This window comes from Pseudomonas sp. JDS28PS106 (genome assembly GCF_036706555.1).
GTDB lineage: Bacteria > Pseudomonadota > Gammaproteobacteria > Pseudomonadales > Pseudomonadaceae > Aquipseudomonas.
In genome coordinates this window covers 117,158-139,597 of record NZ_JBAJGT010000001.1, presented here as the reverse complement: position 1 = coordinate 139,597, position 22,440 = coordinate 117,158, and the positions used below count along the sequence as shown (strand labels likewise).

Annotated in this window: 19 protein-coding genes; 9 read left to right on the top strand and 10 right to left on the bottom strand. The window is 62.3% G+C overall.

What is annotated here, in order from left to right:
• The first annotated feature begins 133 nt into the window (after positions 1–133).
• The 3 genes from TRP66_RS00580 to TRP66_RS00570 all read left to right on the top strand — a co-directional run bounded on the left by TRP66_RS00580 (position 134) and on the right by TRP66_RS00570 (position 1,895).
• Positions 134–382 (top strand): metallothionein, encoded by a 249-nt coding sequence (locus tag TRP66_RS00580; RefSeq protein ID WP_333399377.1) that lies wholly within the window; start codon positions 134–136, stop codon positions 380–382.
• Positions 383–460: 78 nt separating this feature from the next.
• On the top strand, positions 461–1,273 hold the full coding sequence (locus TRP66_RS00575) for an OBAP family protein (protein ID WP_333399376.1): 813 nt from the start codon (positions 461–463) through the stop codon (positions 1,271–1,273).
• Positions 1,274–1,346: 73 nt separating this feature from the next.
• Complete coding sequence (locus TRP66_RS00570) at positions 1,347–1,895, top strand: cupin domain-containing protein (RefSeq protein WP_333399375.1); 549 nt, start codon at positions 1,347–1,349, stop codon at positions 1,893–1,895.
• A gap of 217 nt (positions 1,896–2,112) precedes the next feature.
• On the opposite strand, the gene TRP66_RS00565 is transcribed toward TRP66_RS00570, so the two are convergent.
• The 4 genes from TRP66_RS00565 to galE all read right to left on the bottom strand — a co-directional run bounded on the left by TRP66_RS00565 (position 2,113) and on the right by galE (position 5,911).
• Positions 2,113–3,282 carry a zinc-dependent alcohol dehydrogenase gene (locus TRP66_RS00565; RefSeq protein ID WP_333399374.1) on the bottom strand — a complete coding sequence of 390 codons (1,170 nt, stop codon included), beginning with the start codon at positions 3,280–3,282 and terminating at the stop codon, positions 2,113–2,115.
• On the bottom strand, positions 3,282–4,160 hold the full coding sequence (locus TRP66_RS00560; protein WP_333399373.1) for an SRPBCC family protein: 879 nt from the start codon (positions 4,158–4,160) through the stop codon (positions 3,282–3,284). Before TRP66_RS00560 ends, TRP66_RS00565 begins: the two co-directional genes overlap by 1 nt.
• 112 nt (positions 4,161–4,272) lie before the next feature.
• Entirely contained in the window at positions 4,273–4,782 is a 510-nt protein-coding gene (locus TRP66_RS00555) for a ferritin-like domain-containing protein (protein ID WP_333399372.1), read from the bottom strand.
• A gap of 100 nt (positions 4,783–4,882) precedes the next feature.
• Positions 4,883–5,911 (bottom strand): UDP-glucose 4-epimerase GalE, encoded by a 1,029-nt coding sequence (gene galE, locus TRP66_RS00550; protein ID WP_333399371.1) that lies wholly within the window; start codon positions 5,909–5,911, stop codon positions 4,883–4,885.
• A gap of 392 nt (positions 5,912–6,303) precedes the next feature.
• Between galE and TRP66_RS00545 the strand changes: the two genes are divergently transcribed.
• From TRP66_RS00545 to TRP66_RS00525, 5 genes are all read left to right on the top strand, one after another.
• Positions 6,304–7,461, top strand: coding sequence for a glycosyltransferase family 1 protein (locus tag TRP66_RS00545; RefSeq protein ID WP_333399370.1), 1,158 nt, complete (start codon positions 6,304–6,306; stop codon positions 7,459–7,461).
• Positions 7,449–8,621 (top strand): UDP-galactopyranose mutase, encoded by a 1,173-nt coding sequence (gene glf, locus TRP66_RS00540; protein WP_333399369.1) that lies wholly within the window; start codon positions 7,449–7,451, stop codon positions 8,619–8,621. The genes TRP66_RS00545 and glf overlap by 13 nt, the downstream gene beginning before the upstream one ends.
• 2 nt (positions 8,622–8,623) lie before the next feature.
• Complete coding sequence (locus TRP66_RS00535) at positions 8,624–9,769, top strand: family 1 glycosylhydrolase (RefSeq protein WP_333399368.1); 1,146 nt, start codon at positions 8,624–8,626, stop codon at positions 9,767–9,769.
• Positions 9,770–11,527: an ABC transporter ATP-binding protein gene (locus tag TRP66_RS00530; protein ID WP_333399367.1), complete on the top strand. Its 1,758-nt coding sequence runs from the start codon at positions 9,770–9,772 to the stop codon at positions 11,525–11,527.
• A gap of 271 nt (positions 11,528–11,798) precedes the next feature.
• Positions 11,799–13,400 carry a hybrid sensor histidine kinase/response regulator gene (locus TRP66_RS00525; protein ID WP_333399366.1) on the top strand — a complete coding sequence of 534 codons (1,602 nt, stop codon included), beginning with the start codon at positions 11,799–11,801 and terminating at the stop codon, positions 13,398–13,400.
• Here TRP66_RS00525 and codB read toward each other — a convergent pair whose 3' ends face one another.
• From codB to TRP66_RS00495, 6 genes are all read right to left on the bottom strand, one after another.
• Positions 13,401–14,666: a cytosine permease gene (codB, locus tag TRP66_RS00520; RefSeq protein WP_333399365.1), complete on the bottom strand. Its 1,266-nt coding sequence runs from the start codon at positions 14,664–14,666 to the stop codon at positions 13,401–13,403. It lies immediately after the preceding gene.
• A gap of 216 nt (positions 14,667–14,882) precedes the next feature.
• Entirely contained in the window at positions 14,883–16,316 is a 1,434-nt protein-coding gene (aldA, locus tag TRP66_RS00515) for an aldehyde dehydrogenase (RefSeq protein ID WP_333399364.1), read from the bottom strand.
• A gap of 21 nt (positions 16,317–16,337) precedes the next feature.
• On the bottom strand, positions 16,338–17,147 hold the full coding sequence (locus TRP66_RS00510; RefSeq protein WP_333399363.1) for an HpcH/HpaI aldolase/citrate lyase family protein: 810 nt from the start codon (positions 17,145–17,147) through the stop codon (positions 16,338–16,340).
• Between the two features lie 75 nt (positions 17,148–17,222).
• On the bottom strand, positions 17,223–18,596 hold the full coding sequence (locus TRP66_RS00505; protein ID WP_333399362.1) for an MFS transporter: 1,374 nt from the start codon (positions 18,594–18,596) through the stop codon (positions 17,223–17,225).
• A 31-nt stretch (positions 18,597–18,627) separates the two neighbouring features.
• Entirely contained in the window at positions 18,628–19,812 is a 1,185-nt protein-coding gene (gene rhmD / locus TRP66_RS00500; RefSeq protein WP_333399361.1) for an L-rhamnonate dehydratase, read from the bottom strand.
• The gene (locus tag TRP66_RS00495) at positions 19,809–21,128 is read right to left on the bottom strand and encodes an MFS transporter (protein WP_333399360.1); all 1,320 of its coding nucleotides are present in this window, start codon (positions 21,126–21,128) and stop codon (positions 19,809–19,811) included. Before TRP66_RS00495 ends, rhmD begins: the two co-directional genes overlap by 4 nt.
• Positions 21,129–21,379: 251 nt before the next feature.
• On the opposite strand from TRP66_RS00495, the gene TRP66_RS00490 reads away from it, so the two are divergent.
• Positions 21,380–22,321: a LysR family transcriptional regulator gene (locus tag TRP66_RS00490; RefSeq protein WP_333399359.1), complete on the top strand. Its 942-nt coding sequence runs from the start codon at positions 21,380–21,382 to the stop codon at positions 22,319–22,321.
• Positions 22,322–22,440: the final 119 nt, after the last annotated feature.

The window sequence follows — 22,440 nt, the reverse complement described above, 5'->3', positions numbered from 1 at the left end:
GTCACGTCCGCTTTCGAGTGACCGCCGGTCGCCCATCCGAGGATTTCCCTCAACTATCCAAAACCGGCCGCTTCCAACCTGCATGGGCTGCGCGCAAGCGCGGCTGCTTCCCGGACTGTATGAGGAGATACCCATGAGCGACCAGACCTGCGCCTGTCCCGACTGCACCTGTGGCACTTCCGGCGACCAGGCCGTCGAGCGGGACGGCCAGCGATTCTGCAGTGAAGCGTGCGCCAATCGCCACGCCAACGGCGAACACTGCCCGCACGAGGGCTGCAAATGCGAACAGATTGGCGAAGTCGAGGGGCGTCCGGTTACCAATTCGACCCTGGACGATGCGCTCGAAGAAACCTTCCCGGCCAGCGACCCGATCTCGCCTTGACTGCCGGTCCAGCCAGCTGACGGCGTCTTTGCTGCCGCCAAGACGCCGACGTTCACAAGCCTTCTTGAAGAGTCGACCATGATCACCCGTGACCCCAAACCTTTGACCCGTACCGCCTTGCTGCTCCTGGCAGCTGCCCTGGCGGGTTGCGGGGGCGACGACACGCGTCCCAATGTCGAATCACCCGGCGCCGAGAAACAGACCTCGACCAAGGTACTGGAAACCGGCGCCGACCTGCTCCAGGACAAGCCCCCGCTGGAGCAGCTCAATACCTATCTGGATGGCTTCCACTTCTACAACGGCGCGATCCATTCGCAAATGGAGGCCCATCACTATTGCTCATTGCTGAACGAAGAAGTGATCCAGTGCGTGATCTTCGACGGAAATGTCAAGGAATCCCATCTGATGGGCGTCGAGTACATCATCAGCGCCCGGTTGTTCAGTGAGCTGCCCGAGGAAGAAAAAGGCTACTGGCACAGTCATGCCCATGAAGTGAAGTCCGGCACGCTGATCGCGCCCGGAGTGCCTGAGCCAGCCGAACATGCGCTGATGAGCAAACTGGCCAACACCTACGGCAAAACCTGGCATACCTGGCACACCGACAAGGACAAGGGCCTGCCGCTGGGCGTGCCGCAGTTGATGATGGGCTTTACTGCCGACGGCCAGATCGACCAGGCGATGCTCAAGTCCAGGGATCAGCGGATGGGACTGGATTCGGCTGCCGAGCGCGAATCGCGCAAGGACATCAAGCCCGATCCCGTTCTGCCGGGCGCGGATGCGTGGATGACCGGCAAGGTGATCCAGATCCCCGATCCAACCGGCACGGCCAAGCATCATCCGCATGGCAGCAACCAGGAACAGAACACCAACAGCCGTTCCCCCGCACCCTGAGCCCGCCCCCTGTAGGAGCCAGTTCGCTGGCGATCCGCCGAGCAACAGCAGTACTGAAAGGAGTTCATCATCCATGACCCACCCCAATCCCGATTTCCAGGCTCAGGAGTTGGCCCTCGCCGTCCCCGAGGCTCTATTGTTCTCCGATGACGGCGCCGTCCCCAATAGCCGGTTTCCGGTGCTGGTCTATCACCTGGAGCTGACCGAGAGCGCCGATGCCCCCGCTGCATTCGAGGCGCTCTTCGCACGCAACGGCTGGCCGCCCCTGTGGCGTGACGGTGTGTTCGACTACACCCATTACCATTCCAACGCCCACGAAGTACTGGGGGTCGCAAGCGGCGAAGCCTTGCTGCGGCTGGGGGGCGATCAGGGACAGGATATCGCCGTGAAGGCGGGCGATGTTCTGGTGCTGCCCGCCGGCACCGGCCACAGGCGGTGGCGTCAAAGCGACGATTTCGTCGTGGTAGGTGCCTACCCGCAAGGTCAGGAGGATTACGACATCCAGTGCCCCGAGCAAGCCGACCATGCCGCATCGTTGCGCAGGATTGCCGAGGTACCTTTTCCCGAGCGCGACCCGGTGGCCGGAGAGGGCGGGTTTCTGGTGCAGACCTGGATCAACTGATGACCGGCTCTTTCTCGTAGGAGCGGATTCATCCGCGAACTCCATCGACCAGACGATAATGATGTGATGCCTGTGCGACCCTATCGCGGATAAATCCGCTCCTACAGGACCAGCGACATGTGTAGGAGCGGATTCATCCGCGAAGCAATTCACAAAGCGATGAACATGTTGCGGTCGTGCAACCCATCGCGGATGAATCCGCCCATACGAGATCGGCTCAGGGTCTGAAGACCGCACGCATGCAGTTGTCGATCTTGTCTTTGAACATCGCGTATCCCTTCGGCGCTTCTTCGAGACTCATCGGATGGGTCAGCAGGTAGGACGGATCCAGTTCGCCTTTCTGAATGTGCTCGAACAGCTTGTTGGCATAACGTTGTCCCGGCTGCTGCCCGGATCGCAGGGTCAAGGCCTTGTTGACGATGGCGCCCATGGGAAACTTGTCCAACAGACCGCCGTAGACGCCCACCACTGAAACCGTGCCGCCTTTGCGGCAGGCGCGGATGGCCTGACGCAGCACAGTGCCACGCTCGGTATGCAGGCGCAGCATCTGCTTGGCCTTGTCGTAGGCGTAGTCGATCTCCGTGCCGTGGGCTTCCATGCCAACGCAATCGATGCAGCGATCCGGACCGCGACCGCCGGTCAACTCCAGCAAGGCTTCGTGCACGTCAGTGGTTTCGTAATTGATGATGCTCGCTCCGGCTTTCTGCTGGGCCAGGCGCAAGCGGTCCGGGAAACGATCGATGGCGATGACCTGCTCGGCGCCCATCAGGTACGCGCTACGGATCGCCATCTGACCGACACCGCCACAACCCCATACTGCGACTATGTCGCCGGGCTGAATATCGGCATTGTCGGCCGCGAAGTAGCCGGTCGGCGCCGCGTCGGAAACGAAGATCGCCTGTTCGTCGGTCACGCCTTCCGGGACCGGGAACAGGTTGACGTCGGCGAACGGCACGCGGATATAGGTCGCGTGACTGCCCGAGTAACCGCCGAACGCATGGCTGTAGCCGATGATGCCGCAGCACGGCTGGCCGTAGGCAATGTCGGTGGCGGACGGGTTGGGGTTGGAGTTGTCGCAGCAGGAGAAGTCAGTGCGTTTGCAAGGCTCGCACTCACCGCAGCCGACAATGGAAATAGTGATGACCTTGTCGCCTTTCTTGATCGACTTAACGCCCGAGCCGGTTTCAACCACTTCGCCCATGAACTCGTGGCCGATGATGTCGCCGGGCTTCATCGCCGGGACGTAACCGCCCAGCAGGTGCAGATCCGAACCGCAGACCGAGGAGAGGGTGACGCGAATGATGGCGTCACGGGGATTGAGGATGCCCGGGTCAGGAACGGTATCCACCTGCAACAGGTTAGGGGCTTGCCAGGTCAGTGCGCGCATCAGATGGTCCCTCGCTGCAGATTGGCGGCCGCCGCGGATGTCGGCGTGGTCTTGGCCACAGGCGGATGGTCGTTGCCCGGATTCGCGGGCCCCGACTGTTCGTGAGCCGAAGCTGGAACATGCAGGAACATGAAATCCCGGGTTTCGGTGGAGCGCATCTGATTGGTGCTGACTTCGCCGGTTTCCAGCTGCTGCTTGAGGCTGCCCAGCAAGTTGAGTACAGCCTTGTCGCTGAACGCGCTGATGGCCGAGGCCAGTGCATAACCGAACTTGCCACCGGCAGGCTCGCAGACCACTACCAGCTTGACCTCTGTACCCCGGTTGCCCGGCGCCTTTTTCAGCTGGGCGGTGACCACATGTTGCCACTTGCCTTCGGGGAGGGTGCGCCATTGCAGCGAGGCGGTATCGTCGGTGTCCTCCATTTGCAGGGTCCAGGTCAGCGTCTGGTCCATCGGCCCGTGGGCGGTCCATTTGCTGGTGCGTTCGTCGATGGCTTCGATGGTGTCGACCCAGGGAATCAGCGGCCCGATGTTCACCGGCTGCTTGAGGAAGTCGAGTACTTCTTCCAGTGGCTTGGCGACGGTCACGCTTCGGGTAATCGCTTCGCTGGCCTGCCAGCCGTGACTGCGCTGAAACTGCTGCTCGAACGGCGTCGGCTTGAGTTTGCGCTGAATGATGCAGTGCCCCGACGCCCCTCGGTACAGGCAGTAGGCGCCGAGCACCGCCTGCAACGCGCCGCTCACGCCGCCGCTGCGCAATGCATTGACCAGCAGAGCCCCACCTGCCAGCGCCGAGAGGGTACGCTCAGGCGGTCCGATATCAGGATGGTGAAGGCGGTAGGTGGTGGTTTTAGTCGCAATCAGGGGGTAGTCGCTCATGGAAGACCTCGTCGGACCGGAATATCAGGTGCGTCGAGCCGCGACCTCAGGCTGCGGACTCGACTACTGCGCTATGCATCGTTGCACGACGCTCACGGCTTGTTGCAGACCATCAGCGCTTGGCGACTGCGTCGGGATCCTGAGAGCGCTGCAGGAACGCGGAGGTGATCTCCGGCAGATGCTCGCGCAACCAGTCGGCCATTGCCACTTCCTGAGGCAGGATCTGCTCGCAGGCTCGCTGGGTTTCGGTATCGCCGACGTCCTTGGCCGCCTGGATCAGCACGGTGTAGGTGGCGATTTCGAGGTTTTCGAACACGTAGCCGCTCATGGCGCCCTTGACGACTTCGTCCGGCATGGTCATGCCGCCCATGCCTTGAGCGAACGCCATCAGCTTGCCGCCCATGTCTTTGAGCGTGGAAGTGCTGCCGCCCAGCCGATCAATGGCCGCCTTGAGCAACTGCTGCTGACCCAGGGTTTCCTGGATGTGTTGCTCGATGCGCGCCTTGAGTTGCGGGTAATGTTCCAGCCGGTCTGCCTGGGCCTTGAGCATGCTCTCGGCCTGTTGCTCCATCGCGTGAGCGTCACGCAGCCAGTCCAGCAGGTTGTCCTGTTTAGTAGCCATGATGGGTTCCTTATACCAGTGAGTGGTAAGGGATAGAAAAACCGCGCGGGCTCGGGTTCAGCGCTTTATCCGTCGACTTGACGAGCGGTCGGATGCCGTCTCATCCGACCAGGACATCCAGTTCGTAACCCAGCGGGTTGAGGCTCTGCCAGCGCCAGGCGTCACGCAACATGGTTTCCAGGTCATAGCGGGCGCGCCAGTTCAATTCGCGCAAGGCCTTGCCGGGGTCGGACCAGCATTGCGCCACATCGCCGGAGCGGCGCGGTTCGAACACCAGCGGTATCTTTACACCACTGATCCGCTCGAAGGTGCGCACCACCTCCAGCACCGAATAGCCGCGCCCCGTGCCAAGGTTCCAGACCGACACCCCACGCTGATGTGCATTCTTTTCCAGCGCCTTGAGATGACCCTCGGCCAGATCCACGACATGCAGATAATCGCGCACGCCCGTGCCGTCAGGCGTGGGGTAGTCGTTGCCGAACACATGCAGGGCGGGGCGTTGCCGGGTGGCGACCTGCAACAGGAATGGCAGCAGGTTGTTGGGCGTATTACGTGGCGACTCACCCAGCAGCCCGGATGGGTGCGCCCCGATGGGGTTGAAGTAGCGCAGCAGTCCGATGGACCAGCGCGGGTCCGAACTGGCCACGCTCTTCATCACATGCTCGGCCATCAGTTTGGAATGACCGTAAGGGTTGGTCGGCTGAGCCAGCGCGCATTGCTCGTCCAGCGGCATGCGCGCGCACTGGCCGTAGACGGTCGCCGAGGAACTGAACAGCAGGTTGAACACCCTGGCTTCGGCCATGGCCTGACAGAGGTTGACGCTGCCGCTGACATTGGTTTCGAAATAGCGCAGCGGCTCGCGCACGCTTTCACCAACGGCCTTGAGCCCCGCGCAGTGCACCACGGCTTTGATGGGATATTCCGCGAACAGGCTGTTGAGCGTCGTTTTGCTGCGCACATCCCCCAGCACGAAATGAAACGTACGGCCGCTGATCCTGGTGATACGTTCAAGGGTTTCGCGCGAGCTGTTGCACAGATTATCCAGGATGACTACGTTCTTGCCGTTTTGCAGCAGCGCCAACACGATATGCGCGCCAATGTATCCCGCACCACCGGTCACTAGGATCATGGTTATCCTTCCTTCCTTTTTTTCGCTGCCTCTGGACGAGGCTGACGACTCCATCGTTGCCGGACCGGCAGATCGAATGGGGAGCCTTTGCAAGCGAAAATCAGGACCTGTCGGCCAGAAGGGTCGACGTACCCCAGGTGCGAGAAAAGCTTTCGCTTAAGACTAAGGGGCGCGGGGCGGGCTACGAGTTCCCGGAATTCAGCCAAACGGCATGTGCAGTTCATCGGGTGGCAGGGAACGACGGATGTGCTAAGCCTCTCAATAGCTCCAGAGCGCGCATTGCCCTTGGCTGCGCGCGCCTCACCTCCACATGAATGCAGTCGAAGTCGCGCCGCTATCCGAGGCCTTCAGATTCGTCCGGACACCTTTTCCATAGACAAAAGGGGAACTGCATGACCCTCGAAGCGACGAGTCCGTCCGATTCAGCCCGCCGGGAAACCTCGAATTCCGAGGCCCGCCCCGTATTGTTGTGCTTGTCCCATCTGCGCTGGGGGTTCGTCTATCAGCGTCCGCAACACGTCATGTCCAGAATGGCCCGGGACTACGACGTCGCGTTCTTTGAAGAACCGGTCTTTGATGACACGACCAAGGCCAGGCTGGAACAGTTGCCTCAGCCCCAGGGCGTGACCCTTCTGGTGCCGCACCTGCCGCATTCGTTGTCACCCGAACAGGCCGCCCACGAGCAAAGGACATTGCTGGACGCGTGGCTGCACGAGCGAGCGCCGGAAGAGCTGATCCTCTGGTATTTCACGCCCATGAGCCTGGCGTTCACGGACCATCTGTGGGCCAGCGTGACCGTGTTCGATTGCATGGATGAGCTGTCCGCGTTCAAAGGCGCGCCGCCCCGTTTGCGGGAAATGGAACAGGAGCTGCTTGATCGCGCCGATGTCGTGTTTACTGGCGGCTACAGCCTCTGGGAGGCCAAGAGCAAGCAGCACACCAACGCCCACTCGATGCCCAGCAGTGTCGATATCGCCCATTTCGCCCAGGCGCGCAACGGACTGGAGGATCCGGCCGATCAGCAGGCGATTCCTCATCCGCGCCTGGGATTCTTCGGGGTGATCGACGAGCGCTTCGATATCGAACTGGTCCATGCGGTCGCTGCCGCGCAGCCAGACTGGCAACTGGTGTTGATCGGACCGGTGGTCAAGATCGACCCGGCCACTCTGCCGCGACTCGACAACATTCATTATCTGGGCGGCAAGACTTATGACGAGCTTCCGGCGTATCTGAGCGGGTGGGATGTGGCTCTGATGCCGTTCGCGCTCAACGAGTCCACGCGCTTCATCAGCCCCACCAAGACTCCCGAATATCTGGCCGGTGGCTGCCCGGTGGTGTCGACGCCGATCACCGATGTGGTCAGGACCTACGGCGACAGCGGCGTGGTGAGCATCGCCGCGAGCCCTGAAGTCTTCATTGAGTCAGTGCGCGAAGTGCTGGGTAGCAAAGGGACCCCCGAATTCTTGCAGCGAGCCGACGCGGCTCTGGCCGGCATGTCCTGGGACGCGACCTGCGCCAGTATGAAGGAGCAGATCGAATGCCTCAGATAACCGCTGAACAAGCCAGGGACAATGCCGGACAGGGAGATGTCTACGATTACCTGATCGTCGGCGCGGGATTTGCCGGGAGTGTGCTCGCCGAGCGGCTCGCGGCGGGCCTGGGCAAGAAAGTGTTGATCGTCGACCGTCGCGAGCATATCGGCGGTAACGCCTTCGATCATTTCGACGACGCGGGCGTGCTGGTCCATCGCTACGGGCCGCATATCTTCCACACCAATGCCGAGCGGATCTTCGATTACCTGTCGCGGTTCACGGAGTGGCGCCAGTACGAACACCGGGTACTGGCCCGGGTAGACGACAAGCTGGTGCCGATTCCGATCAACCTCGACACCCTTAATCAACTCTACGGCCTGGACATGGACGAGGCTCAGGCCGAGCAGTTTCTCGCCAGCCGGGCGGAGCCGGTGGAGCACATTCGCACCTCCGAAGACGTGGTGATCAATCAGATCGGCCGCGAGCTTTATGAAAAGTTCTTTCGTGGCTACACGCGCAAGCAGTGGGGGCTGGACCCGTCCCAGCTGGACAAGTCGGTCACCTCGCGGGTGCCGACACGGACCAATACCGATGACCGCTATTTCGGCGACCGCTATCAGGTCATGCCGCTGCACGGTTACACAAAGATGTTCGAGCGCATGCTCGACCATGAGCTGATCGACATCCTGCTCGGCGTCGATTTCACGACCGTTCGTCAGCAAGTGCAATACCGGCATCTGGTGTATTGCGGACCTATCGACGAGTACTTCGGTTATTGCTACGGGCGGCTGCCGTACCGTTCGCTGGAGTTTCGTCACCAGACCCTCGACCAGGCGCAGTTCCAGCCTGTAGCGGTGGTCAACTATCCCGATCAGGCGGTGCCCTATACCCGGATCACCGAATACAAGCATCTGACCGGGCAGACCCACGCCAGAACCAGCGTGACCTACGAGTACCCCTGCGCAGATGGCGATCCGTATTACCCGATCCCCCGCGCGGAAAACACTGAACTGTACAAACGCTATCAGGCGCTGGCCGACCAGTCCGGTGGCGTGACCTTTCTCGGTCGTCTTGGAACCTACAAGTACTACAACATGGATCAGGTAGTCGGTCAGGCGCTCGCCCTGTATCAGCGACTCGAGCAGGAACACGCGTCGCTTACCCCCGCGGGAGACTGACCATGTCGGGAACCTTCAAGACGTTCTATCTGGGTGGTTTCGAGTGCTCCAGCCACAGGCGTCGCGACGGCGTGCGCCTGGACCTGGTGCAGTCCACGGGCCACGGGCGCTGGGCCGATCAGGATTTCGCGGCCATGGCCGACTGCGGGATACGTTCGGTGCGCGACGGCCTGCGCTGGCATCTGATCGAGAAACAGCCCGGCGTCTACGACTGGAGCAGCCTGCTGCCGGTGCTGCGCGCAGCGCAGCGTCAGGGCACCCAGGTGATCTGGGACCTGTGCCATTACGGTTACCCCGACGATCTGGACATCTGGCGACCCCGGTTCGTCGAGCGATTCGCGCGTTTTGCCCGCGCGGCTGCGCGCTTGATGCAGGAGGAAGGGGTCAAGGTACCGTTCTATTCGCCAGTCAACGAGATTTCGTTCTGGAGCTGGGCTGGCGGCGATGTCGCCTACTTCAATCCCACCTGCGAGCGGCGCGGCATGGAGCTCAAGCACCAGCTGGTACGCGCCAGCATCGCGGCCATCGATGCAGTACGCGAGGTGGAGCCCAAGGCCCGTTTCGTGCAGGCCGATCCGCTGATTCACGTTGTGCCCGGCACGCGGCGCAACGACGAGATCGAGGCTGCGGAAAACTACCGCCAGGCGCAGTTCGAAGCCTGGGACCTGCTGAGCGGCCGGGCCTGGCCCGGTCTCGGCGGGCGGCCCGAGTATCTGGACATCATCGGCGCCAATTTCTACCCGCATAACCAATGGGTGTTCAATGGCCCTCGGATCAACCGCGGCGACAAGAATTATCGTCCGTTTTGCGGCATGCTGCGCGAGCTGTACGCCCGCTACAAACGCCCGATCCTGATTTCCGAGACCGGTGCGGAAAACGAGCAGCGCGTGCCCTGGCTGCGTTACGTCCACGAGCAAGTGATGGCCGCGGTGTCCGGCGGTGTGCCAATCGAGGGGATCTGCTGGTACCCCATTCTTGATTATCCGGGCTGGGATGACGGCAGATATTGCCCGGCAGGGCTGCTGGGGTACGCCGACGGTGAGGGGCGGCGGGCACCTTTCCATCCCTTGCAGGCGGAAATCCTGCGCGGCGCGCAGCAACTCGAATCCATGCGTCTGGCACCCGCGGGCGCGGGCCGGGGCATTTGAATGACTGACTCAAGCCCGGCGACCGGACTGCCCTCGGGGCCGATCCGCTTCCTGCTGCGTTACGTCAGGCTACGTCCGTGGCATTTCGGCACGATGCTGGTCTTGATCGTCGGCGCCGCCAGCTGCGCGGTGGCGGTCCAGTACGGGATGAAAATGCTGGTGGACGTCATGACGCTGGGCGACCGGGCCAGCGAGCATATCTGGTTTCCATTCTTCCTGTTCCTGGGCCTGATCGTGGTGGAGAACCTGTTCTGGCGACTCGGCGGCTGGCTGGGATGCCGCACCGTGGTCGCCAGTTGCGCGGATCTGCGGGTGGATCTGTTCAATCACCTGACTGGCCACCCGATGCGTTACTTTTCCCAGCACTTCTCGGGCTCCCTCGCCAACCGCATCTCGTCCGCGGGTGCCGCCGCCGGGTCCATCTACGGCGGGCTGGCCTGGAAGATCATTCCGCCCTGCGTGGATTTTCTCGGCGCGGTGGTGGTGTTGTGCACCGTGCGCGTCAGCATGGCCCTGGCCCTGGTCGGCTGCGTGCTGTTCGCCGGGCTGTTGATCATGGTGTTTGGCGTGCTGGGCAACAAGAAACACGTGGCTTTCGCGGCCCAGGCGGCGCGGGTCGGCGGGGAGATCGTCGATCAGGTGTCGAATATCTGGACCATCAAGGCGTTTTCCGCGCGCGAGCGTGAACGCCAGCGTCTGGAACAGTCCATCGGGGTCGAAGCCAAGGCGCAGCGTCGCAGCTGGATCTATCTGGAAAAGGCCCGGCTGTTGCACGACGTGTGTCTTTCTGTGATGGCGGGCGGCATGCTGGGCTGGGCGATCATGCTCTGGCGGGATTCGGCGGTAACGGCAGGCGATGTGGTCATGATCAGCGCGCTGACGTTCCGTATCCTGCATGGCTCTCGCGATCTTGCGCTGGCCTTGGTCGACACCTCACAACAGATCGGCGTGATCGCCGAAACCCTGCGCATCATCGTGCAGCCTTACAGCCTGGCGGACAGCAAGGCCGAGTTGTCCGAGCACCGGGGCGAGATCCGCTTCGTCGATGTGACCTACAGCTATCCGGACGGTCGTACCGTGTTCGACGGTCTGAACCTCACGATACCGGCCGGGCAGCGAGTCGGTATCGTCGGTTCCTCAGGTGCCGGCAAGTCCACGCTATTGAGCCTGCTGCAACGGCTCGACGATGTAACCGGCGGGGCGATTTTGATCGGCGACCGGGATATCAGGTCGGTCAGCCAGGACAGTCTCCGGCGGCAAATAGCCGTGGTCCCGCAGGAGCCGACGCTGTTCAATCGCACCATTTTCGACAATATCGCCTACGGTCAACCGGATGCGCGCCCGGAAGATGTCATCCGTGCGTCGCGCAATGCCTATTGCGATGAATTCATCCGGCAGATGCCCGAAGGCTACGACACCCTGGTAGGGGAGCGTGGCGTCAAGCTGTCGGGCGGTCAGCGCCAGCGCCTCGGGCTGGCCCGGGCATTTCTGAAGAATGCGCCCATCCTGATTCTCGACGAGGCCACCTCGGCACTGGATTCGCATTCCGAAGCGGTGATCCAGGCAGCGCTCGCCAAACTCATGCAAGGTCGAACGGTCCTGGTGGTCGCCCACCGTCTGGCGACCGTCGCCCAGTTCAATCGGGTCATCGTGCTCCATGAGGGGACCGTCATCGAGGACGGGCCGCCGCGACAATTGCGCAGCCAGGGCGGCGTATACGAGTCCTTGTGGATGGCGCAGACGCTGGCAGACGATTGATCCTGTGAGAGCCTGCACTGTGGGAGCCAGCTTGCTGGCGATCAAGCGCAAAGACGCCGCGAGATTTCAGGCACACCGCGTCGCCGTTCATCGCCAGCAAGCTGGCTCCTACAGCGATAGTGCAGACGCCGCAGAAAGCGGCGTTGGCGCAGGCCATGGATCGCGATCTCAGTTAGCACAAGATGGGATTTTGTGGCTGGGGGCATGAAACATTTGATAGCCATGCGCTTCTAAGCAGCATTCCTGTCAACGTTCATCTCGGAGTCAGTCAGTGCCGGATAACCCCACCCGCGTCGATAACCAGGCCACCGGCGTCATCAACCGTCGTGGCAAGGACATCTTTTTCGCGGCGGTCGAAACCACGCGAATGCCCATGATCGTGACCGACCCGAATCGTGAAGATAACCCGATCATCTTTGCCAATCGCGCGTTTCTGGAGATGACGGGCTACAGCAACGAAGAGATCCTGGGCACCAACTGCCGCTTCCTGCAAGGGCCGGACACCGACCCGGCCGCAGTCCAGGCGGTGCGGGAAGCCGTCGAGGCACGTACCGACATCTCGACCGAAATTCTCAATTACCGAAAGGATGGTTCGAGCTTCTGGAATGCCCTGTTCATTTCACCGATCCTCAACGACGCCGGCGATCTGATCTATTTCTTCGCCTCCCAGCTGGATGTCAGCCGGCGGCGCGATGCGGAAGACGCGTTGCGCCAGGCGCAGAAGATGGAGGCCCTGGGACAGCTCACCGGCGGTATCGCGCATGATTTCAACAATCTGCTGCAGGTGATGGGCGGCTACATCGACCTGATCGGTAGCGCGGCCGAAAAGCCCGTGGTCGATGTGCAGCGCGTCCAGCGCAGCGTCTATCACGCCAAGGCCGCGGTCGACCGCGCCAGCACCCTGACCAAGCAATTGCTGGCCTTTGCTCGTAAACAGAAGCTGCATGGCCGGGTGCTCAATCTCAACAACCTGGTTACGGCGAGCGATGCGCTGATCGGACGTACCTTCGGCTCGGGCGTGTGCATCGAGACCGATCTTGCCGCAGACCTGAAGAACTGCCGTATCGACCCGACCCAGGCGGAGGTCGCGCTGCTCAATATCTTCATCAACGCGCGCGACGCACTGATCGGTCGCCCGGACCCAAGGATCTTCATCGAGACGCGCAACGTGCTGGTCACCGAGCTGTCCAGCGGGTCCTATGACGGACTGCTGCCGGGGCGTTACGTCAGCATCGCGATCACGGACAACGGGGTCGGCATGCCGGCCAGTATTCGCGACCGGGTGATGGACCCGTTCTTCACTACCAAGGAGGAGGGCAAGGGCACCGGGCTGGGCTTGTCGATGGTCTATGGTTTTGCCCGGCAGTCCGGCGGCGCGGCGCGCATCTATACCGAGGAAGGCGTCGGCACCACGCTCCGCCTGTATTTCCCGACCGACGACGCCAGCCTCGCTCACACCGAGGCCCCGCAGGCCACCCAGCGCCGCCAAGGCACCGAACGCATTCTTATTGTCGAGGATCGTCCCGACGTGGCGGAGCTGGCCAAGATGGTACTCGACGACTATGGCTACGAGACCGAAATCGTGCTCAACGCCAGGGAAGCCTTGAAGAAGTTCGAATCGGGCAGCACCTACGATCTGCTGTTCACCGACCTGATCATGCCGGGCGGGATGAACGGCGTAATGCTGGCCCGTGAAGTGCGGCGCCGTCATCCTAAAGTCAAAGTGCTGCTCACGACCGGGTACGCGGAAAACTCCATCGAGCGCACCGACATCGGCGGCTCAGAGTTCGAGGTGGTCTCCAAACCCTGCATGCCGCACGATCTGGCGAGGAAAGTGCGGCAAGTGCTGGACGGACCGAACGGCATTGCCTGATCAGGACTTTTCCTGAAGCGTCACCGCCGGTGCGCGGGACGGGCTGATCTGGAGCAGCAGGATGTAGCACGCCGCCGAGGCGGCGATGCCGACCAGCGGGGCAATCAACGGTGAGAAATACGCCAGCAGCGCGCCCACGGCGTAGGCGCTCAGGCCTCGCAGGTTGTAACGCGGCAGGCTTGTGCTGGAGAGCTTCGGATAGTGCCCGCGATGGCGGTACCAGAAATCGGCCATGATCACGCCGCCCACCGGTGGAATGATCGACCCCAGCAGCACCAGGAACGGAATCAGCATCTCGTACATGCCGCCGATAGCGAGCACGATGCCTATCGCGGCGGCAACCAGCGTCATGGTGCGCCGGCGTTCGGTGCGTACCAGGTGGCAGGCGGCGGCCGACACGTTGTAGATGGTGGGCCCCTGGATGGTCCAGAGATTAAGGCAGAGCATGACAACCGCTGCGAACGAAAGCCCTTGCAGAACCATGACTTCGACGATGTCAGCCTGCTGATAGACGATGGCGCACCAAGCGCCAGCCACCACCATCAGGCCATTGCCGAGCAGGAAACTGACGACGCTGGCAATGATCGCGATGCGTCCGGTCCGCGACAGGCGAGTCCAGTTGGTGGCCTGGGTCGCGCCGCTGGCGAAGGTGCCGAATACCATGGTGATCGCCGCCGACCAGCTCATGCTTTCCTTGGGGACCACAGCGGCCAGTTGCGCGAAGCCGCCGACGTGGCGGGTGGCAAGGTAAATGGAGACCAGCAGCAGGACGAACATCAGCGGAACCGATACCCGCGACAGGATATCCAGCCCCTTGTAACCGACGATGGCGGTGATGCTGAAACCGAGCCCGAAGGACACCATCAGCGGCACGGTGAAGCCGTCGGCGAGCCCGAGCATCTTGACCAGCACGATGGCGACGGTCGCCGTGCCCCAGGCATACCAGCCCAGCTCGGCGAAGCCCAGCAGGGAGTCGGACAAGCGGCTGCCGGCCTCGCCGAAGCAGAACCGGCCCATCAATACGGTGTTCAAACCACTGCGCGAGGCAATGAACGCCAACGCGGCGGCATAGATCGCCAGCAGGACGTTACCGATGGTGGCAATCCAAAGCATGTCGATGAAGTTGAAGGCCATTCCCAGTTTGCCGCCGGCGAACATGGTGCCTGTGAAGAAGGTGAAACTGATCAGCACCATGGAAATCGACAAGAGTCCTTTGCGCCCCTCGGTCGGGGCTTCGCTCAGGGGGTGTTCACCGGGTGCGCTCATTGGCCTTCTCCTCGTGCTCGCGGTTGGGAACGGCTTGCGAAGCCGTCTTTGTTCTTGCGGTCTTTCAGCAAGAATCAGGCCGGCTGCGCGCAGCCTTGCGTTGCGCGGTAGAGGCTTGACGGTCTGGGCAGCAACGCGGATCGACAGCGTCCTCATGCGATCTGCACGGCGCAAAGATGCACCGCGAAGGTGCATCTTTGGTTGGGTGAGGGTGAATCAGGCTTGGAGATAGACCACTTGGGTGTGGGTGTACTCATAAAGCCCGTGCTTGCCGTCGGCACCGCCGACACCGGACTTGCGCACACCGGCATGGAAGCCTTGCATGGCTTCGAAGTTTTCCCGATTGATGTAGGTTTCGCCGAAATCGATCTCGCGCATGGCGTACATCGCCTTGTTCAGGTCCCGGGTGTACAGCGATGAAGTCAGACCGTACTCGCAGTCGTTGGCAAGCGCGACGGCTTCGTCCAGATCATCGATGATCTGAATGGGCAGTACAGGACCGAAGATTTCCTTGCGCATGATTTCCATATCGGCCTTGCAATTGGCGAGCACGGTTGGCTGGTAATGGAAGCCCTGGCCCAGGTCAGCGATCCCGCCTCCGGTGGTCACCTGCGCGCCTTGGGCGATCGCCGTCTTGACCTTGGCCGCCACGCCATCCAGCCCCTTGCGGTTGATCAGCGGGCCCATTTCGACCGAGGCGTCGGCCAGCGGATCGCCGTAGCGCGTTGCGGCCATGGCGGCGCTGATCCTGCCAATGAATTCATCCGCAACGGCGCGCTCCACGTACACCCGCTCGGCACAGTTGCACACCTGGCCGGTGTTGATGATCCGTGAATCGCGAATCGCCTTGACCGCCAGATCCAGATCCGCGTCGGCCAGCACGATGGCCGGGGCCTTGCCGCCCAGTTCCAGGTTCAGTTTGGTCAGGTTTCCGGCTGCCGCGCTCATGATCCGTGACCCGGTCTCGACGCTGCCGGTGAAACTGATCATATCGACCTGGGCGTGAGCGGACAGGGTCGCGCCCACGGCACCGTCGCCGCAGACCACATTGAAAACCCCCGGCGGCAGGTCGGTCTCGGCGACCAGACGGGCGAATTCGAAGCAGTTGTTGGGCGTCTCCTCGCTGGGTTTGATCACGATGGTGTTGCCGGTCAGCAGAGCCGGTGCCATCTTGCGGGCGATCAGGAAGAACGGGAAGTTCCACGGCAGGATGCCGGCGACCACGCCCAGCGGCTTGCGAAACATGAAGATGTTTTCGCCCGGACGGTCACTGGTGATGATCTCGCCTTCGATGCGTCTTGCCCACTCGGCCATGTAGTCCAGGTAGTCTGCGGTAAAGTTGACCTCGACCTCGGCCAGCGCGCTGATCTTGCCTTGCTCCAGAGTGATGGTACGGGCCAGATGCGCCACGTTCTGCCGAAGCCTGGCTGCGATTTTGCGTAGGTAGCCGGCACGCTCGATGGCCGGCCGGCGCGCCCAGTCCTTCTGCGCGACGCGCGCTGCCGCCAGGGCGCTGTCGACCTGCTCGGCGCCAGAGGCCGGAACCTTGGCCAGTAACGCACCGGTAGCGGGGTTGAATACGTCGAGATGCTCGGCGGCAGCGACGAATCGGCCGTTGATGTAATTGTCGTACACAGGGACGGATGCCATGAACGGGTCCTCAAATGGAGTTCAGTAGGTACGTGATACCGGCCGGCCTTTGCCGGATGCTTCGCTTGGGCGATAACGCGCCAGGTTGTCGAGCGCAGCCCGACGCATCAGGCTGATATCGATGCCCACTGCGATGAATTGGCAACCCCAGCTTTCGTAACGGCGCGCGTCTTCTTCGGCGGGAGCGAGAATGCCGCAGGCCTTGCCAGCGGCGCGGGTGGCGTCAATGGCGTGGCGAATCTTCTCCTGTACCTCGGGGTGCGAAGGGTTTCCGGGGTATCCCAGACCCGTCGAAAGGTCCACCGGACCGATGAAGACCGCATCGACGCCTTCTACAGCCGCGATTTCGGCCGCGTTCTCCACACCGGCCCGCGACTCGATCTGCACGACCAGACACAACTCCTGATGCGCGGTCTGCAGATAATCCGGTACAGCATCCCAGCGCGTGGCCCGGGTCAGGCCCCCGCCGACGCCGCGCATGCCGTGCGGGGGATAGCGCATGGCGCGGACCAGCGCTCGCGCCTGTTCGGCGGTGTCGACCATGGGGATCATCAACGTCTGCGTGCCGATGTCCAGGAGCTGCTTGATCAGTAACGGATCATGGCCCACAGCGCGAACCACGGGTGCGGTTTCATAGGGCGCCACGGCTTGTAGCTGGGCAAGGATCGAAGGCACCGTGTTGGGTGCATGCTCGCCGTCGATCAGCATCCAGTCGTAACCGAAGCTGGCCGTGATCTCCGCCGCATAGCCGTTGGCAAAGCCTGCCCAGATCCCAAATCGGGTTGCGCCGCCGGCGAGGCTTTTTTTGAATGGATTGACTGGCAACTTCATAAGACACTCCCTGTGGAGCCGGCGCTGGAGGCCGGCCCTGTCGATGCGAAAAGTGGTATCCGGAACCGGGTCATGTCACTGGACCTCGGCGCTGAACGCAGCGTTGTCGCTGCCGGATGCCGACTGCGGCAAGTCCGGCAGTCTGGCGAGAAAAAAGTAGCAAGCGGCCCCGACCAGGGCAATGAAGGCACTGATGACGAGTGCATGGGTGAAGGCTCCGGTTTGTTGCACGATGATTCCGGTGACCACCGGAGCGAACGCGCCGCCAAAGTAGCCGCCGAAGTTCTGAATGCTCGCCAGTGAGGCGACCATGCGCGACGGGACCGCCACGCTGATCAAGGACCAGGTCCCGGCGATGGCGACGTTGAGCGAGAACATGGCGGCGCAGAAGAACGCCACTGCGGGGACCACGCCTGTGGCATAGGCCGCGGCCAGGGTGAACAGCGCGGCCATGACCATGCCTGTGCAGATCGGCCAGCGACGACTCGCGCTCACACTGGCGCCGCGCCGGATCACCCGGTCCACCAGCAGCCCGCCGCTGATCACCCCGAACGCGCCGGCAAGAAAGGGCAGACTCGCGACCCAGCCCGCGTGAGCCAGAGTCAGTTGGTGGGTGCGTTCCAGGTAGGCGGGCATCCAGGTCAAAAACAGCGACAGCATGTAGATGATGCCGATGTAGCCGAACACCACACCCCAGGTCACCCGCAGGCGAAACAGCCCACGCCATTCGGCGAAGCTCAGCTTGCCTTCGCGGTCCTGCTCGCGGATGCCCTCATTGAGATAGTCCTGTTCGGCCTGGGTCAGCTGCACCTCGCTGCGGTTGCGGTAACTGAGGTACCAGACGATTGCCACGATCACACCCAGCACGCCCATGGTGATGAACATCTGCCGCCAGCCTAGCCAGAGCAGCAGGGCGGTCAGGATCGGCTGGGAGATCGCCGGCCCCAGCGACGAGGACATGTTGAAGATCCCGGACGGCAGGCCCCGCTCCTTGATGTTGAACCACTCGCTGACCACCTTGGCCCCGGCCGGAAACTGTGGCGCTTCGCCCACGCCCAGCGCGATCCGGGCCATGATCATCGCTTGCAGGGAACTGAGCAGACCGAGCACTCCCTGGGCAATGGACCACAGACAGATGCCGACGCCGAGCGTCAGTCGCGCGCCGAAGCGGTCCAGGATGCCGCCGATCGGCAACTGCACGATGGCGTAGGCCCAGGAGAATACCGAGAGCAACAGGCCCATTTCGGTCGGCGTGAAATGCAGTTCCTGGCTGATCGTCTGGTTGGCGATCGCCAGTGTGCTGCGGTCAAGGTAATTGACGAAGCCGGCCAGCACCAGCAGGGTCAGGGCAACCCACTGGATGCGCCGCAAACGCGGGCTCTTGCTCAGCAGGACGCCCGAACCCGAGGTCACCCGCGTATCCTTCAAAACGCTGTTATCAGTGTTCATGCTTCACTCCATGTGCACGTCGCGTCGAGGGTCAATGCTGGTAGGGCCTGGCCAGCTCGCATTCGGGATTGAGGGAAACGCCGAAACCGGGCTGATCGAGCCTGGAGATACGCATGCGGCCGTTCTCCGGCACCGGTTCGCCAAGCAGTTGCGGGTGGAACATGGGCACCACCTGGTCGGCCTTGGGGGCCATCATCAGAAATTCTGCGAACGGACTGTTGGTGCGGGTCGCGACGAAGTGGTAGCTGTACACCGACGATCCATGCGGTACGACCATGGCGGAGTGCGCATCGGCCAGCGCGGAAATCTTGATCAGCTCGGTGATGCCGCCGCACCAGCCGACATCCGGCTGGATGATGTCGCAGCAGCCCATCTCCAGCAGCATGCGGAAGCCCCAGCGGGTCGCCTCGTGTTCACCGGTGGTCACCAGCATGCCGGTGGGCACGTTTTTCTTCAGCGCCGCGTAACCCCAGTAGTCGTCCGGGGACAGCGCTTCCTCGATCCACTTGAGGCCGAACTCGTGCGCGCCTTGCGCCAGTCGGGTGGCGTAATTAAGGTCCAGGCTCATCCAGCAGTCGAGCATCAGCCAGAAGTCCTTGCCGACCCGCTCACGCATGGTCGCCAGCTCTTCAAGATTGCGGCGCAAGCCTTCCTCACCTTCAGCCGGCCCGTGATGCAGTGGCAGCTTGCCGCCGATGAAGCCCATCTTCTGCGCCAGGTCCGGCCGGGCACCGGTCGCATAGAACTGCAATTCGTCTCGCACCGCGCCGCCGAGCAATTGATGCACAGGTTCCTGGCGGACCTTGCCGAGCAGGTCCCATAGCGCCAGGTCGATCCCGGAAATGGTGTTGATCACCAGCCCTTTGCGGCCGTAGTACTGGGAAGAGAAGTACATCTGGTCCCAAATGCGCTCGATGTCGGTGACCCGGGCGCCCTCGACGAAGCGCGCCAGGTGCTTTTCGACAATGTAGGCCGCGGGCTCGCCTCCGGTGGTGACCGCAAAACCGACATTGCCCTGGGAGTCCTCGACCTCGACGACCAACGTGCCCAGCACGTTGATGCCGAAGCTGCGACGGCTCTGGCGGTACTGGGGGTATTTGCTCATGGGCGTGGCGATGTGGTCGTCGATCCAGTGACCATCGCCCTGGTCGTGGTAATCCGCGCCACCGCCTCGCAAGACATAGGCGCGGACATGCTTGATGGTCGGAATGCTCATGACAGGTTCCTCGAATTGGCAGCGGAATAGTTCGGTTGTGCGTCAGATGCTTGTCGACGTGGCGCCCGTATGCCCATGACCAGCGCGGCGGCGATCAGGGTGGTGAAGGCCAGCAGGTACAGACCTGCCGCCGGCGATTGAAAGGCGCCCTCAGCCCAGTTCTTGATGATCGGCGCGATGAATCCGCCGAGCGCGCCGAACGAGTTGATCAAGGCAATGGCGCCCGCGGCGGCGGAACCCGCAAGGAAACTGCCGGGGAAGGTCCAGAACACGGGTTGCACCGAGATAAAGCCCGACGCCGCGAAACACAGGGCGAGAATGCCCAGCAGCGGGCTGGAAAAGGTCACCGACGCCGCGATTCCGAGGCCTGAAATCACCAGGGTCAGCGCCGCTACCGTCCGGCGCTGACCGGTGCGGTCCGCCAGCCCTGGGACTTTCCAGGCCGCGAACAGCGCGCAGACCCAGGGCAGGGCGCTGACCACGCCTACCAGCAGCCCGACCTTGGTGCCCAGCAACCCGGCCACTTGCGTGGGCAGATAGAACACTACGCCGTAGACACTGGCCTGAATCAGCAGGTAGATCAGGCACAGGTACAACACCGCCGGCTGGCACAGGACTTTGAGCAAAGAGCCGTGGGCTTGCTTCTGGCTGTCTTCGGCGTCCAGCACGGCTTGCAGCTGTTGACGCTCTTGCAGGGTCAGCCATTTCGCGTCACGCGGACGGTTATCGAGGTAGAAGTACGCCCAGACGCCGACCACCGAGGCGAGCAGACCTTCCACCGCGAACAGCCACTGCCAGCCGTGGGCGCCCAGCAGCCCGTCCAGCTCCAGCAACAGGCCGGACAACGGGCTGCCGAAGATGAATGCCAGCGGCGCGCCGAAATAGAAGAAACCCATGGCCTTGCCCCGCGCGGCGCTGGGGAACCAGTAGGTCAGATACAGAATCACGCCCGGAAAGAAGCCTGCTTCAGCAACGCCGAGCAGAAAGCGCAGCACGTAGAAGGTGGTGACGTCATGGGCGAACATCATCGCCGCCGACACCAGCCCCCAGGTCACCATGATCCGGCACATCCAGAGCTTGGCGCCGACCCGGTGCATGATCAGGTTGCTGGGCACTTCGAGCAGCGCGTAGCCGGCGAAGAACACACCGGCTCCGAACGCGAAGGCCGCGTCGCTGATACCGGTATCGGCCTGGAAGGCCTGTTTGGCAAAACCTACGTTGGCCCGGTCGAGGAACGCCATGATGTACATCAACAACAGAAACGGCAGCAGCCGCCAGGAGACCTTGGCCAGCAAGGACGCAGGAAGAGTGTTCACGGCAGTTTCCTTATTGGAATTGTTGAACTGCGTAACGAATGAGTGCGAAACGGTCAGCCGAGATCGGGGACGCCGGGGGAGTGGACATACGCAAGAAGCGACTGGGACAGGAGGAGGGCTGTGCGGCTCATGACGGACACCTCGTGGGTGGTTTTTATTGTTGCCCAGACTCTACTGCCAAGCTTGATGCTCGACTAATCGATTTAAGCTTATAGTCGATACCTTCAGGGTATCGGAGGGATGATCGGACCATGGCGATCGAGCGCACACCGCAACACTTGTTCAGCCGCCTGCGCTACAAGCACCTGCAGATGCTGACCGTGCTCGGATCGAGCCTCAACCTGCACCGCGCCTCGCTGACCATGAACATGTCGCAACCAGCAGCCAGCCGGATGTTGCAAGAGATCGAAGACATGTTCGGCTGCGAGCTGTTCGAACGCCTGCCCAGGGGCATGCAGCCGACGGCATTGGGACGCGAGCTGCTGCGTTTCGCCGAGTCCGCGCTCAGCGGCCTTGACCGCTGCGCCGCCGACCTGACCGCGCGCAAGCAGGGCGGCTACGGCTACCTGTCGATCGCGACCATCATGGGTGCCGCGCCGGATCTGGTGATGAATGTGGTGGCGGAGATCAAGGCGCTCAATCCGCAACTGCGTATCCGGATCATGGGCGACACCAGCGACCAGGTCGTGCAGTTGCTTGAACAAGGTCAGGCAGACATCGCGATCACCCGCCGCAGCCGAGCCAGTGATCGAGATCATTACGAGTTCGAACCCTTGGGCAACGAGCGGCTACTGGCCGTCGTGCGCAGCGACCACCCGTTGCTGGAGCGCGACACTCCGGAATGGCGGGAGCTGGTCCGCGAGTGGCCATGGATACTGCAACCGGACACCAGTCCGGCGCGAATCGCCTTCGATCAAGCGCTGGAGCGGCTGGATTTGCCGGCGCCTGCCGACGTCATCGAGTGCAGTTCGATCTATTCGATGCAGCAACTGGTGCAACTGACCAGCGCCATTCTGGTGTTATCGGAATCCGCGCTGCGCGACTACTTGAAGATGGGCCTGGTAAAACCGTTGCCCGTGGCACTGGGCGCACGGATGGCGCCGTTCGGCATGCTGCGTCGCACTACCGAGCCGGTGAGCCGCGAACTCCAGCAATTCATTGAGCTGTTGCGCAAACGCAGTCGTGGTCGGTAAAGCGCCTGAACCGATTTGCGCCCTGATGCACCTGGCCGGGCCAATCAGAGATTAGGCGGTATGGTCCCCAGCAGTCCGACACCGATCGCCAACGCCAGGAATCCCAACATATAAAGTGC

Coding starts and splice junctions, on each gene's coding strand:
- TRP66_RS00580 (WP_333399377.1), top strand. CDS start 134: ATGAGCGACCAGACCTGCGCCTGTCCCGACTGCACCTGTGGCACTTCC.
- TRP66_RS00575 (WP_333399376.1), top strand. CDS start 461: ATGATCACCCGTGACCCCAAACCTTTGACCCGTACCGCCTTGCTGCTC.
- TRP66_RS00570 (WP_333399375.1), top strand. CDS start 1,347: ATGACCCACCCCAATCCCGATTTCCAGGCTCAGGAGTTGGCCCTCGCC.
- TRP66_RS00565 (WP_333399374.1), bottom strand. CDS start 3,282: ATGCGCGCACTGACCTGGCAAGCCCCTAACCTGTTGCAGGTGGATACC.
- TRP66_RS00560 (WP_333399373.1), bottom strand. CDS start 4,160: ATGAGCGACTACCCCCTGATTGCGACTAAAACCACCACCTACCGCCTT.
- TRP66_RS00555 (WP_333399372.1), bottom strand. CDS start 4,782: ATGGCTACTAAACAGGACAACCTGCTGGACTGGCTGCGTGACGCTCAC.
- galE (WP_333399371.1), bottom strand. CDS start 5,911: ATGATCCTAGTGACCGGTGGTGCGGGATACATTGGCGCGCATATCGTG.
- TRP66_RS00545 (WP_333399370.1), top strand. CDS start 6,304: ATGACCCTCGAAGCGACGAGTCCGTCCGATTCAGCCCGCCGGGAAACC.
- glf (WP_333399369.1), top strand. CDS start 7,449: ATGCCTCAGATAACCGCTGAACAAGCCAGGGACAATGCCGGACAGGGA.
- TRP66_RS00535 (WP_333399368.1), top strand. CDS start 8,624: ATGTCGGGAACCTTCAAGACGTTCTATCTGGGTGGTTTCGAGTGCTCC.
- TRP66_RS00530 (WP_333399367.1), top strand. CDS start 9,770: ATGACTGACTCAAGCCCGGCGACCGGACTGCCCTCGGGGCCGATCCGC.
- codB (WP_333399365.1), bottom strand. CDS start 14,666: ATGAGCGCACCCGGTGAACACCCCCTGAGCGAAGCCCCGACCGAGGGG.
- aldA (WP_333399364.1), bottom strand. CDS start 16,316: ATGGCATCCGTCCCTGTGTACGACAATTACATCAACGGCCGATTCGTC.
- TRP66_RS00510 (WP_333399363.1), bottom strand. CDS start 17,147: ATGAAGTTGCCAGTCAATCCATTCAAAAAAAGCCTCGCCGGCGGCGCA.
- TRP66_RS00505 (WP_333399362.1), bottom strand. CDS start 18,596: ATGAACACTGATAACAGCGTTTTGAAGGATACGCGGGTGACCTCGGGT.
- rhmD (WP_333399361.1), bottom strand. CDS start 19,812: ATGAGCATTCCGACCATCAAGCATGTCCGCGCCTATGTCTTGCGAGGC.
- TRP66_RS00490 (WP_333399359.1), top strand. CDS start 21,380: ATGGCGATCGAGCGCACACCGCAACACTTGTTCAGCCGCCTGCGCTAC.